This is a genomic window from Clostridium sp. X (genome assembly GCF_055755365.1).
Map to the genome: position 1 here is coordinate 2,223,326 of NZ_CM146912.1, position 13,886 is coordinate 2,237,211.

Sequence of the window (13,886 nt, forward strand, 5' to 3'; positions counted from 1 at the left end):
AAACAATGGGATTTTTTGGAATGAATAAAGATATGGGAATAGACTTAGGGACAGCTAATACGTTAGTCTATTCAAAAGGAAAAGGAATTGTATTGAGAGAGCCTTCAGTTGTAGCTATAAATAAAACGACTAATAAGGTTTTGGCTGTAGGAAATGAAGCAAAGCAAATGATTGGAAGAACACCAGGAAATATAGTAGCGATAAGACCTCTAAAAGATGGAGTAATAGCTGATTTTGATATTACGGAAGAAATGTTAAGACACTTTATATCAAAGGTTTCTTCGAAATCTGCATTTACAAGTCCTAGAGTTGTTGTATGTTTCCCGTCAGGAATAACAGCTGTTGAAAGAAGAGCAATAGAAGAAGCTAGCAAAAGAGCTGGGGCTAGAGAAGTGTTTCTTATGGAAGAACCTATGGCAGCTGCTATAGGAGCAGGATTACCTGTTCAAGATCCAACAGGAAGTATGGTTGTTGATATCGGAGGAGGAACTACTGAAATTGCAGTTGTTTCACTTGGTGGAATTGTAACCAGTAAGTCTTTAAGAATAGCTGGGGACGAAATGGACTATGCAATTATTGCATATATTAAAAAAGAGTATAATCTTATGATAGGGGAAAGAACAGCTGAAAACATTAAGATGGAACTAGGGTCTGCATATCCAAGAGAAGAAAAGAAAGATGGAGTAGATTTAGAAAAAGAAGATGTAGCAGTTGCTGAAGATCCATTTACTATGGAAATAAGAGGAAGAGATTTGATTACTGGACTTCCTAAAGTTATTGAAATAACTGAAGAAGAGGTAAGAGGAGCACTTAAGGAAACAGTTTCTTCCATTATTGATGCTATTAAAACAAATCTTGAAAAAACACCACCAGAGCTAGCAGCCGATATAATGGATAAGGGAATAATGCTTACAGGAGGAGGAGCTTTCTTAAAAGGTCTTGATAGACTAATTCATAAAGAAACTCATATGCCAGTACATATAGCAGAATCTCCTTTAGACTGCGTTGCAATAGGTGCAGGAAAAGCTTTAGATAATTTAGATAAGATGGGAAGAAAGTAAAAGAGCTATATGAAGTTATTTAAAAATAAGCTGACAGTAACTGTAATTTTACTGTCAGTTAGCTTTTTAATTTTAATTAGTTATACGGCAAAAAGAGAAAAAATGTCTGCTGCAGAAAATGGATTAGGTGTTGTTTTAAATATATTTCAAGGTAATTTATACAATTTGAATTATAGGATTAAAAATAGTGTAAGATTCATTTTGAATTTAAATGATATTAAGAAGGAAAACGAAACCTTAGTAAAAGATAATAATAATTTAAAAGATAAATCATTAAAATATGATGATTTAGTTAAAGAAAATGAAAGATTAAAGAAAATGTTGAATTTCAAAGATCAAAGAACAGAATATAATTATCTTGGCTGTGACATAATAGGTAAAAGTGGAGATAATTGGCTTGATGGATTTGTAATTAATAGAGGTTCTGATGATGGATTAAAAGATAAAATGATTGTAATGACTGGTGAAGGGTTAGTAGGACAAGTAACTACAGTAGGTAGTAATTGGGCAATTGTGCAATCGCTAATAAATGAAAATATTGCTGTTGCTGCAACGGTGAGTACTACTAGAGAAAATGATGGTGTAGTTAAAGGATATAGGGATGATAATGATAGACTGCTAGCGAAATTATATTATCTACCATTAGATTCACAGGTTAAAGAAGGGGATATAATTTTCACATCAGGACTAGGTGGTCTATATCCGAAAGATATTAAAATAGGTAGTGTTATTAGCATTGAAGAAGATAAAGGTAAATTAATTAAAAATGCTTTAATTGAACCAAGTGTCAATTTTAATAAGTTAGAAGAGCTTTTTGTTATTATACCTAAAAATCAGCGAGAAGTAAAATATTAAGGTGATAATATAATGAAGAAGATAATAATTTTACTATGTCTATCGATTCTATTTGCAATTTTAGATAATGCATTAATGCCCTTTGTATCAATAAAAGGTGTTTATCCCAGTTTGTTGTTTATATTTGCTGTATGTTATTCTATTATTAATGGCAGTTGGAGCGCTATGTTTATAGGTATATTATCAGGAGCTCTACAAGATATTTATCTAGTGGGTGGATTTGGAATAAATCTATTGCTAAATATGCTTATTTGTTTAGTTGCTGGAAAGATAGGAAAAACTATATTTAAAGATAAATCTGTTGTACCTATTATTTCATGCTTCTTATTGAGTTTTTTGAAAGGAATAGGTGTGTTTATAATACTTTATATAATTGGACAGCATGTATATTTTAGAGTTATTTTATATAGGAGTATATATAATCTTATAGCAGGGGCGTTTATTTATAAAAGAACGTATAATCTGTGTCAGAAAAGCTTTATGGTTAAAAATTGGAAATTCTAGAAGTGGTGATTTAGTATGTTTAGTAGCGAAAGAAGAATTTTTAAGAAGAAAAAAGATAAAAAATTTAATAGGTATACTGCTTTAGTTTTTATTATGCTATTTAGTTTCAGTTTAATAATACTTAAACTGCTATATCTACAAATAGTAAAAGCTGATGAATATAGAGAGGCTACAAGTCAAAAGGCTATAAGGAATATACCAATTACTGCACCAAGAGGAAATATTATAGATATAAATGGTGAGATATTAGCAGAAAGTAGGCAAGGATACACACTAGTTTTTACAGAAACTAATGAGAGTAAAAAAGAATTTTTTACTACAATGCAAAAAGTTTTAACGATATTAGATGAGAATAAAGAGATTCAAAAGGATGATTTTGAATTAAAAATTAATCCATATAGATTCGAATTTAGAAGTGATAATCCTAGTACTAGAAGATGGATGGAAATAAGATTTAAAAAAGATAGAGGAATGGATGATCAGGTAAGAAAAGAATTATTTCCAGATAAAAAGAAACAAGAAATAACCGATGAAGAACAAAAAAAGATAGATGATGAACTATTAAAGAAAACTCCAGAAGAGACTTTTGAATATTTGGTAAATTTGTATGGTATAGATAGTCAAGAAAATAGTCTAATATATACGTATGTTTTTAATAAGCTTAAAGATCAAGGTAGTGGGGAAGAGAGTTTAGGATTTTATTTAAAAAAATATGATATAACTGATAAAGATAAAGAAAATCAGTTCGCAAAACTGTATAAGAATATGGATAAAGATGAGTTTCAATCTTTGGTGAAAAAATATAATATTAACACTAATAGATACTCAACAGAATTAAAACGAAGGTTTATAGTTATTAAAGATTCCATGAAAATGCAAAGCTTTTACGGCTTTAAACCAATTGTTCTTGCAGCGAATATAAAGAAAGACACGGCTTTTATTTATATGCAAAAGTATGCTGAACTACCAGGAGTTGAGGTTACTGTAGATCCCATAAGAAAATATCCAAATGGAGAACTGGGCTCTGCATTTTTAGGTTATATATCTAAGATAAATTCATTGCAGAAAGAAAAGTACGAAGAAAAAGGCTATGATGCAAGTACTGATTATATTGGAGCATCAGGTATTGAAAGTGCTTTTGAAAGCACATTAAAAGGATCTAATGGTACTAAAATAGTTCAGATAAATAAATATGGAAGAATAATGAGAGAACTTGGAAGAAAGGAGCCTTATCCTGGAAAGACAGTTCAACTTACCATTGATAAAAATTTACAACATACAACAGAAAAGGCCCTTGATGAGATTATGAAAAATCTTCAAGCGAGTGGTAGAGTTGGTGATGTTGATACATCTAATGCTACTAGAGGAGCTGCAGTAGCAATTGATGTTAAAACTGGAAAGATGCTTGCTTTAGCTAGTAAACCAGGATTTGATCCTAATTTATTTGCTATTGCAGGAAGTCTTACTCCAGAACTTCAAGAAATCTATTTTAGTCCTAACCTAGAAGAGTTCGGAAAAGAATATGTAACGGATTTAGTAAAAAGTAATTATATAGCTAAAGAAGCATATAAAAATAAATCTGTTGAAGATGTGATTAATAGATTGTTTCCGCTAGATAAAAATATAAAAAACAATACAACTATAAGGCAAGACTATTATGATATTTATCCAAAGCCGTTATATAATTATGCTACTAAAAGCTTAATTCCTCCAGGATCTACTTTTAAACCACTAGTAGGACTAGCAGGACTAGAAGAGGGAGTAATTAAACCTAATGAAACTATCTATGATGGTCTTATTTTTACTAAACACGGATATAAAGGTAAAGATTGGAACTCTTATAGCTTTGGGCATGTAACTGTGGCTCGAGCGATAGAGAGTTCAATTAACTATTTCTTCTTTGAAGTTGGAGATAGATTATATCAAACTAAGAAATACAATGGAGGGTTTGATGCTATAGCAAACTATGCTTGGAAATTTGGACTTGGCGCTCCTCAAGGGGCTAAACCATCTACAGGAATTGAAATTTCAGAGAGATTTGGGCAAGTATATAATTTAGAATCAGGCAGAAAGATTTTTTCATCCTTATATATGAACTCTCTTATAAATCTACTATCAAGAGGAACGGATACAAGAACACCTAATTATAAAAGTCACTATATAGGAATTGATATTAGTGATAAAGAGGGAGATAAGGAAGAGGTCAAAAAATTAAAAGAAACATTGAGAAATAGGATATTAGAAGAAATGCAATATAAGAAAAAAGGTACAGAAGACATAAAAAATAATCTATTTAAACTAGCGGAAATGGATTTAATCTTAAAACAGAAATATACTAGTGGATATACTCAGTATTCTCGTACCTATGTAGGTGATATAACTAAAAAGCAAACTTATGAAAAGTATTTAAAGGATCAAATTGATAAGGTATGGATGGCAATAATATACTCTATTGATGATGCAAACTATAATATAAATAATCAAAATAATGTATATGATGCATCTATTGGGCAAGGAACAAATCAATTTACACCCGTTCAATTGGCTAATTATATGGCTACCCTCGTTAATGGAGGAAATAGATATAATGTCCATTTAGTGGATAAAATATTAGATCAGGATGGTAAGGTTGTAAAGGAATATAAACCTGAATTAATAGAAAAAATAGATATGAATTCAGTGAATTTAGATGCAGTTAAGGCTGGAATGCGAGATGTTACAAATGGTGGAGATGGTACAGCTAAATATGCATTTGAAGGATTTCCTATACCTAATGGTGGAAAAACTGGTTCTGCTACTTTTTCAAAATTACAAGATGAGTATGGAAGAACTGCTTATGGAGTATATGTAGGATTTGCACCTTTTGATAATCCGGAGATTGCAGTGTGTATAGTTATTTTTGATGGCGGTCATGGAGGAAGTGTAGCTCCAGTAGCAAGAGCTATGTATGAAGAATATTTTAAAGAAACCCTAAAGAGAGATTATCCTGCGTATGTACCAAGATATAACTTTCAAATCGATACAAGTGGAGAACAGGAAAAAACACAATCGGAGATAGAATTAAATATTCAACACTAAAAACCAGATATTACTATCTGGTTTTTTTAAAAATTTATTGTATAATTAGGAGGAATTAGCAAAAAAATGTTGAAATATAACATAAGTGTTGTTATGGAGGTTTGTTATGGTAAAGGCAGGAATATTAATAAAAGGAAATAGAGATGGATTAAATGCAGTAATAGATATGAATAAATTTAGAGATTTTGATGAAATGCTAGAAAATCTTATAGAGAAACTAAGTGTGGGAAAAAAGTTTTATAAAGGGTCTACAATAAAAATAATAACACAGCTAAAGGAATTTAATGAAAGTAATATAATTAAGTTAAGAGATATATTATTTGAAGAATTTATGATAAAAGATTGTATTTTTGAAGATAAAGATGAAGGTAGAAATAAAATGTTTTCAGGAATATATGAAGGACGTACAAAATTCTTTCGTAAAACTTTAAGAAGTGGTCAAGTTATTAAATACCCAGGCAATGTTGTAATAGTTGGAGATGTAAATCCAGGTGCAGAGGTGTATGCTTCAGGAAATGTACTAGTTTTAGGAAACTTGCAAGGAAATGTATATGCAGGAGATACTGGAAATAGTAAGGCAATAATTGCTGCTTTTAGACTTCAACCTAAAATACTTCAAATCGCAAATATTATTACAAGGGCTCCAGAAGAGGATGAAAAGCCATATTATCCTGAAGTAGCAAAAATTAAAGACGATATGATAATAGTTGAACCATATTTACCGAATAAATTTGTTTAATGGAGGAAAAAAAGAATGAGTGAAGCGATAGTAATAACATCAGGTAAGGGTGGAGTTGGAAAAACTACTACTACTGCAAATATTGGAACTGCCCTTGCTGCCCTTGGAAAAAAGGTTGTAGTAGTAGATGGAGATACAGGACTTAGGAACTTAGATGTTCTTATGGGACTTGAAAATAGAATTGTATTCACTTTATTAGATGTAATAGAAGAAAGATGTAGAATTAAACAGGCCCTTATAAAGGATAAGAGATTTCCTAACTTATATTTACTACCAACAGCTCAAACTAGAGATAAAGATGATGTAAATCCAGAACATATGCTAAATTTAGTAAAAGAACTAAAGGAAGAATTTGATTACATACTCATTGATTGTCCAGCTGGAATTGAACAAGGTTTTGAAAATGCAGTTGTGGGAGCGGATAGAGCGCTTGTAGTTGTAAATCCAGAAGTTACATCAGTAAGAGATGCTGATAGAGTGATAGGAAAGTTAGACGCTAAGGGTATTGAAGATCATCAATTAATTGTAAATAGACTAAGTTATGAGATGGTAAAGAGAGGGGATATGCTTGATGTAAATGATATCCTTGATAGTCTAGCTATTAAATTAATTGGTATAGTACCTAGAGATGAAGAAGTAACTATAGCTACAAATAAAGGAGAACCTGTTGTATTAAATGATAAAGCTTTATCGGGACAAGCGTTTAATAATATCGCTAGAAGAATCCTAGGAGAGGATATTCCTATTGTAAATTTAGAAGCTAATGAAACAGGTTTTGTGGCATCATTAAAAAAATTATTTAGGATTAAATAGGAGGAAAAAGTATGGACTTCTTTAAATTCTTCTCTAGTAAACCTTCCTCAAAGGAAGTAGCTAAAGATAGATTAAAGTTAATATTAATACATGATAGGTCTAATGTATCCCCTGAACTTTTAGAAATGATGAAAAGCGATATTCTAGAGGTTATTTCAAAATATATTATAATTGATGATGGTGAGGTAGATGTTAGACTTACAAGAACAGAAGAAATAGAAGGGTGTTCACCTGCACTAATTGCAAATATCCCAATAAAAAAAATGAGAGAGAGATAAGCAGACATCCCAAATCTACGATTTGCTGTGAGTGGCTTACTCAGTGGAGTACTCCTCTGAGTATAAAGGAAGATGAGTTTCAAACTAAGCGCAAAAAGCTATGGATATAATATATTATACATAGCTTTTTGCGCTTAATATGATATAATTTTATTTGTATTGGAGGGATACAGATGCTTAATAAGTTAATCATAAATAAAAAGCTCTTAAGACAGCTGGATGTAATTATAATTATTTTGGCTATTATTATAGTTGTATTTAGCTGTATAAACATATATAGTGCTACTTTTAGAAGTTTAGGGATATACTATGCAAAACTACAATTTGCATGGCTTATATTAGGGTTATCTGTAATATATGTTATATTGTTAGTAGATTATGTTTTAGTAAAAAATTATGCAGCCTTAATATACTGGGCAGGTGTCATATTCTTAGCATTAAATGATTTTATATTAGGAAGTACTCATAAAGGTGCAAATGCATGGATTGCTATAGGATCACGTGCTATCCAACCTTCTGAATTTGCAAAATTAGGTATGATTGTTATGTTAGCAAAGCTTTTAGAAGATATGGAAGGTAGAATAAATGAACCTAAAAATTTCTTTAAATTAGTTCTTTATGCAATATTACCAATGATACTTATTGTTATTCAACCAGATATGGGAATGACTATGGTGTCCTTTTTTATAGTTCTAGGAATGTTTTTTATAGCAGGTCTTAATTTAAGAGTTATCTTTGGAGGATTTGCTGGCATAACTCTACTTATTATAGGGATATGGAATTCTCCACTAATGAAAACCTACTGGAAAGGGAGGTTGCTTTCATTTATAAATCCTGAGGCACATGGACAGGGACTTTCCTTTCAGCTTAATCAGTCTCTTATGGGAATTGGATCAGGTAAAATTCTGGGTGAAGGTTTTGGAAAAGGACTCCAGATTGCAGGGAATAATGTCCCGGAAGCTCATACGGATTTTATTTTCGCTGTTGTGGGAGAAGAGTGGGGCCTTTTAGGTGCATTGATTTTGCTAGCTATGTATGGACTTCTCATATATAGATTTGTTAAAATAGCTAAAAGTTCAAAAGACATATTTGGAAGTTTAGTTGCAGTTGGGGTTATATCATCTTTTATATTTTCGATTTTTCAAAATATAGGAATGACTATAGGGCTTATGCCAATAACAGGAATTACATTACCTTTGATGAGTTATGGGGGAAGTTCGACTTTATCAAATTTTATGTCTATTGGATTACTTTTAAATATAGGAATGAGAAGGAAAAAGATAAACTTTTAATTAATATAAATAATAAATATTTGGTTAGTTTGGAAAAATAGTAATAGATTATTAGATAATTGAATATAATAGATATGTCTGGTAAAAATATGATATACTTATAAGTAAAATATAAAAATAAGGAGGAACAAAGATGAAAAAATATGAATGTTTAGTATGCGGATATATATATGATCCAGAATTAGGAGATCCTGATAATGGTGTAGCACCAGGAACAGCATGGGAAAACGTACCTGGGGACTGGTTATGTCCATTGTGTGGAGTAGGAAAGGATGAATTTGAACCAGTAAATTAATATTATAAATAAGAATCAGCTTTGGGGCGTTTTTACTTAGCCTAAAGCTGATTTTTTTTATTGTAATTATTATAATAGAAAATGTATTAAATTGGATATATTACATATATAAAACTAAATTTAAATTTATAATATACATTAGTTACACTTCTCTTTTTTTTGAATATTATATTACTGTATTGTATGTTTTATGAGAAAAATAGGGAGGCGAAATGTATGTCAAATGAAAACGCTATAGATTCAATGAATACAATAGATTGTCATAAGGACATTGTCCATTCTAATACAAAATGTGAATCACAGGTATTAGAGAGTAGTACATTAAATGAATGCAACAATAAACATTACATTCCAATGGGACGAACAGGACCATTAATAGCTAAAATTCCAGTTGTTTTATCTGATTTAGAAGTGCAAATTGATGTTGAATCAGAAATTAAACTACAAGAAGCTGCTTTAGATATTAAAACTGTAGATAAACATGTTTATCTTACTCAATGTAAACTTGTTCCTTATACAAATAAACTTTTCATAGCAGGTTACGTTCAAAAAAATATACAATTCTCAACTATTAATTGTGCTAATAAAACAAGTGTAAGTGGAAATATCCAACATACTACAGTTAATATACCTTTTAAATGTGCAACAAAAATACAATTCTCTCAAAGACCAATTTATGGGGAAGAATATAAAAAAAGATTAAATTCTTTAGATAAGAATATGCTTGGCAAAGATCAACAAGAAGAGTCTTGGATTCATTATAACAAATTATACGAACCTATCTATTGTGAATTAGAATATGCAAGAATATTAGAAACAGATATTATAAATGGCTCATATCATCATTCTACGGATTCACATCATGAAAAAGGTATCTGTGAGGTAGTGGAGAAGATGGTTATATTCATCCGATTAAAGGTATTACAAAATCAACAGATATGTATTCCAGAACCAGATGGGGATGTAACTATAGTAGAAAAGTCAAAAGAAGATACTCAGTATATAAAAGATAGAAAATATACAAATATAGAGGTGGGCTTTGATCCTCAAAATGGAATGATTGGAAGAGAAGTATCTACTCATGATAATGATCAAGACTAATTTTGATGAAAATAATGAACTTTATGAAGTAGCAATTTTCCTGTAAGAGAATATTATATTATTAGGTATGAAGCTTTGGAGTTAGCTTTGCTAGTTTTAAAGCTTCATATACGAAAGAGTATAAAGGGAGATGGAACCATGATTAGAAATAATTTCACTGATGAATCTAATTGCAATAATATAGGAGGACAACAAGTAGAATGTAATTCTGGAGTTATTGACCCAATTACTTTGACAGAGTGTGAGAGTGATTGTTCTGAACCTGTAGGACGTCCAGGTCCATTAGTAGCTAAGATTCCAGTTGTACTATCAGAATGTAAAGTACAACTAGATGTTGAAGCTGATATTAGATTAGAAAATCAAGCATATGATATAAAGACAATAGATAAAAGAGTATGTTTAACTCAATGCCACTTAGTACCTCATACAAATAAAATATTTATTAGAGGATATATTCAAAAGAATATACAATATTCAACTGTAGAATGTGTTAGTGAAGATAGTATAAGTGGAAATGTAAAACACACTACAGTTAATGTTGATTTTCATTGTGTAACAGCAGTAAAATTTGATAAACAACCTATATATGGCAAGTATTATAAGGAAAAACTGAATGCTATAGATGATACTATGCTCTGCCAAGATACTGGAGAAGATTCATGGACACACTTTAATAAATATTATGAACCTGTTTTTTGTGAATTAGAATGGTCAAAAATTTTAGAATCTGATATTTATCAGCGTAATAGACTTTGTGCAGAAGGGTTTACAGATGAAAATTGCTTCCGTAGATTCACTGAAAAAATGGTGGTATATATAGTAATAAAAGTACTACAAAATCAGCAAGTATGTATTCCAGCACCTAAACACAAAAAAGATAAAATGAAAGATTGTGATTATAGTAATAAAAAAGACTATGAAGATTATGATGAAGACAATGATTATGACGAATGTGAAAGGTAATTTACTGAAAAATTCTAGAAAGTAAATGCAAATAAATTTTTGTAACATTTAAATGAAATTAGCATATATTAACATTAGAGAGTTAATTATTTGGAAAACTACAAAACAATGGATAGCAAAAAAAAGTGTACTAGCTATGTAGGGTTCATATATGCAAGAATTAACTCTTTAGAAATAAAAATTTAGACACGGTGAGATAATATAGAGGGGGATTTTAAAATTATGAAACTTCGTTATGACTATGAAGACAAGCGTGATTATGATAAATGTGACTATTGTGATAAAAAAGATTATTATGATAAAAAATGCTGCGACGATCACAAATATGATAGATGCTACCCTAAAAACCCATGCCCTTATCCAATACTTTTTGAATGTGCTTGCGGTACAGGGGCTGTAATCCCAGGGATTGCAACAGCTTTAGAAGCAACACCTTTTGCTCCAAGAGCATTAGGATGCGTTACTATTGATACAACTTGCTTAAAAAATCCAGTAGTAAAATTTGATTTTACTAGTATTATAAGATTTTTAAATACTTCAGGAACACTTACTCCAACAAGATTAACTTTTGGATTATTCAAGAAATGTAATGATGGAGATGAAATACTCTGCGGAACTTGGGATTTTGCACTTGATTTTGATGATACAACAGAGCAGATTACTACTTCCTATAGTTTCAGTCACTGTGAATGCAATAGCTGTCCAGGATGTTGCACTTATTCTGTTAGAATAATAGCAGCTACAAATGTAGGACTTGATAATACTCTAGATGTATACAATCCAACACTTTCAATTATAGCTAAGTCAGCTTGCTAGTTGAAATAATTTTATTCAGTTAGTGATTAGACTTTAGTTAAATTTAAAATACGGGAAACCTCTGTCTTGAGGTTTCCTATTCAAGTTTTATTTTGCATCAATAATAAGGAGAGTACTACATGTCAAAAAAACATAAACATGATTATAAGCATAAACATAAGCACCAGATATACCAAGAACATACAGAATTTAATATAGTACCAGAAGAGCAACGCTTACTTGTTATTATTCTATTATTAAAAGCATTAAGTGAAAAAATAAAAGAAAATAATAACTTAATAGAGATACCATTAGTTAATGTAGATTCAAATAAAAAACATGAAAAAACAGACACAGAAGAAGTAGAAATAGAAGAAGTAGAAGAAGTAGAAAATGAAGTAGAAGTAGGAGATCTCAAGGATTATATTAAAATTTATAATGAAGAAACTATACAAAATATGGAGATAGTGAATGAAGTAGAGAATATAGAAAAGAATAAAAAAGAGAATAGTATTAGTAAAGAAGAAATTGTAGAGGAAGATAAAGAAAGTGATAAAGAAGATGACAAAGATAAGAGTAAAATAAACGAAATAGAAGATGTATCATATAAAATCACCTCGCGTTCTAAGGTAACATCCTGTAAAACTACTATGCTTCAGGATAATGTAAGTAAAAGCCTGGAATATTATTCTTTTTTTCAATCTGGAGTGACTAAAATACCCGTTATACTCTCGCAGATTCATATGAAAGTTTTTGTAGAATCAGTTATAAAGTTTCCGGAACCAGTTTTTCAAATAAAAGATTTGGATAGAAGCATTTTTTTGAATAAATGCGAATTAATTCTTGGTACAGACAAATTATTTGTGAAAGGTTTCATACAGGAGAATATAGAGTATGCTACTCCAATGACTATTAAAAAAAATACAATAAATGGGGAAGTTAAAAAATCTATTTTTAATATTCCTTTTAAATGCTCTACAAAGGTTGCTTTTAATAATATGCCTAAAATTCCTAAATCTTCTTATAGTCTAGAGTTAGAAATTATAAATCCAAATATAAATAAAAGTTGTTTAGATATAAAGGAAAAAAGCTACGAACACTTTGAATTTCTTAATGAAAAGGTCCTATGTAAAATAGATAATACAGAAATAATGGAGATAGATAATAAAGAAGAGATGAAATCTTTAAAAAATACCCTAGAGAAAGCACAGACTTTTCAAAAAATACGGAAAAAAATGATATTAAACTTAGGAATAAGTTTGTTGCAGGAACAAAAAATATTTCTTCAAAATAAAGAAGATAATGAATGTTAATAAAGAATAAAGAGAAAAAGCGAAGCTTTATGTATTCAAAAAATTACATGAACTTCGCTTTTGTTGTAAACAAAGCAGTAAAAACTTTAGATAATGGTTGAGTTATCTCTCTTCAGTTTCTTTAGAAGGACCTTTTTTGCCACTGTAAATATGAAGTTTATTAGATAGTTGTGCATTTTCGCTTTTTTCTATTATTATTGCTTCTTGTTTAGTCATATTATAATTATCTGAAGCTTTTCTAGCCATATAATTAACCACCTTTCACCTTTGTAAAAGATTATTTTTATTCAAACTTATTGTAACCATTATCGAAAGAAAAAATCCTTTTAAAGAGTTCTATATATTATAATTATCTCAATAATTAGTACGAATATAAGAGTAAATAGTAATTTATAAAAAATAGAATTGGATTTAATGTTTGACATGATTTACCTCAAAGGAAATATTATTATTATAAGTTTATGCTAAGTTTCTAAATTAGAACACAATTTTAGATATATATCAATATATTAGGTAAATGAAAAGAGTTTAAGAAAGTAATTTATAATATTTTTAATATGAATATGTGAAATTATGAATTAATAAAGTCAAAAAGTATATGAAAATAAATTATATGTTGCGTTATTATAGTTACTTATGTATACAAAAGCATTTTAATATTATTCAATTAATTAAATAATAAAGAATATTTGTAATTTTATTAGCTATTTAAGAGTGATTAACTAATTAAGTAATGATTTAGTACTGATTAATAGTGTTTTTTAATTAATAAATGTTAATTAAAGAAAGTTGAGTTACA

General features: G+C 29.6%; 14 protein-coding genes. 13 read left to right on the plus strand and 1 reads right to left on the minus strand.

The window, feature by feature from the left end:
- Positions 1-5: 5 nt before the first annotated feature.
- The 13 genes from ACX0KU_RS11135 to ACX0KU_RS11195 all read left to right on the plus strand — a co-directional run bounded on the left by ACX0KU_RS11135 (position 6) and on the right by ACX0KU_RS11195 (position 13,087).
- On the plus strand, positions 6-1,061 hold the full coding sequence (locus tag ACX0KU_RS11135) for a rod shape-determining protein (RefSeq protein ID WP_472989983.1): 1,056 nt from the start codon (positions 6-8) through the stop codon (positions 1,059-1,061).
- Positions 1,062-1,070: 9 nt separating this feature from the next.
- On the plus strand, positions 1,071-1,916 hold the full coding sequence (gene mreC / locus ACX0KU_RS11140) for a rod shape-determining protein MreC (RefSeq protein ID WP_472989985.1): 846 nt from the start codon (positions 1,071-1,073) through the stop codon (positions 1,914-1,916).
- Positions 1,917-1,928: 12 nt separating this feature from the next.
- Positions 1,929-2,420 (plus strand): rod shape-determining protein MreD, encoded by a 492-nt coding sequence (gene mreD, locus ACX0KU_RS11145; protein WP_472989986.1) that lies wholly within the window; start codon positions 1,929-1,931, stop codon positions 2,418-2,420.
- 15 nt (positions 2,421-2,435) lie between these two features.
- Positions 2,436-5,498: a penicillin-binding transpeptidase domain-containing protein gene (locus ACX0KU_RS11150; protein ID WP_472989988.1), complete on the plus strand. Its 3,063-nt coding sequence runs from the start codon at positions 2,436-2,438 to the stop codon at positions 5,496-5,498.
- A 106-nt stretch (positions 5,499-5,604) separates the two neighbouring features.
- Positions 5,605-6,237 (plus strand): septum site-determining protein MinC, encoded by a 633-nt coding sequence (minC, locus tag ACX0KU_RS11155; RefSeq protein WP_472989990.1) that lies wholly within the window; start codon positions 5,605-5,607, stop codon positions 6,235-6,237.
- A 15-nt stretch (positions 6,238-6,252) separates the two neighbouring features.
- Positions 6,253-7,050, plus strand: a complete 798-nt coding sequence (gene minD / locus ACX0KU_RS11160) for a septum site-determining protein MinD (protein WP_472989991.1) — start codon at positions 6,253-6,255, stop codon at positions 7,048-7,050.
- Between the two features lie 11 nt (positions 7,051-7,061).
- On the plus strand, positions 7,062-7,328 hold the full coding sequence (gene minE, locus ACX0KU_RS11165; protein ID WP_472989992.1) for a cell division topological specificity factor MinE: 267 nt from the start codon (positions 7,062-7,064) through the stop codon (positions 7,326-7,328).
- A 173-nt stretch (positions 7,329-7,501) separates the two neighbouring features.
- Entirely contained in the window at positions 7,502-8,620 is a 1,119-nt protein-coding gene (gene rodA / locus ACX0KU_RS11170) for a rod shape-determining protein RodA (protein ID WP_472989994.1), read from the plus strand.
- Between the two features lie 133 nt (positions 8,621-8,753).
- Complete coding sequence (gene rd, locus ACX0KU_RS11175; protein WP_472989995.1) at positions 8,754-8,915, plus strand: rubredoxin; 162 nt, start codon at positions 8,754-8,756, stop codon at positions 8,913-8,915.
- A gap of 216 nt (positions 8,916-9,131) precedes the next feature.
- A complete protein-coding gene (locus tag ACX0KU_RS11180; protein ID WP_472989996.1) occupies positions 9,132-10,016 on the plus strand; it encodes a CsxC family protein in 885 nt (294 codons plus the stop codon).
- Positions 10,017-10,154: 138 nt separating this feature from the next.
- Positions 10,155-10,979, plus strand: a complete 825-nt coding sequence (locus ACX0KU_RS11185) for a CsxC family protein (protein WP_472989997.1) — start codon at positions 10,155-10,157, stop codon at positions 10,977-10,979.
- Positions 10,980-11,201: 222 nt separating this feature from the next.
- On the plus strand, positions 11,202-11,795 hold the full coding sequence (locus tag ACX0KU_RS11190; protein WP_472989998.1) for a DUF4489 domain-containing protein: 594 nt from the start codon (positions 11,202-11,204) through the stop codon (positions 11,793-11,795).
- 119 nt (positions 11,796-11,914) lie between these two features.
- The gene (locus ACX0KU_RS11195) at positions 11,915-13,087 is read left to right on the plus strand and encodes a CsxC family protein (protein WP_472989999.1); all 1,173 of its coding nucleotides are present in this window, start codon (positions 11,915-11,917) and stop codon (positions 13,085-13,087) included.
- A 102-nt stretch (positions 13,088-13,189) separates the two neighbouring features.
- On the opposite strand, the gene ACX0KU_RS11200 is transcribed toward ACX0KU_RS11195, so the two are convergent.
- Positions 13,190-13,333: a hypothetical protein gene (locus tag ACX0KU_RS11200; RefSeq protein ID WP_472990000.1), complete on the minus strand. Its 144-nt coding sequence runs from the start codon at positions 13,331-13,333 to the stop codon at positions 13,190-13,192.
- Positions 13,334-13,886: the final 553 nt, after the last annotated feature.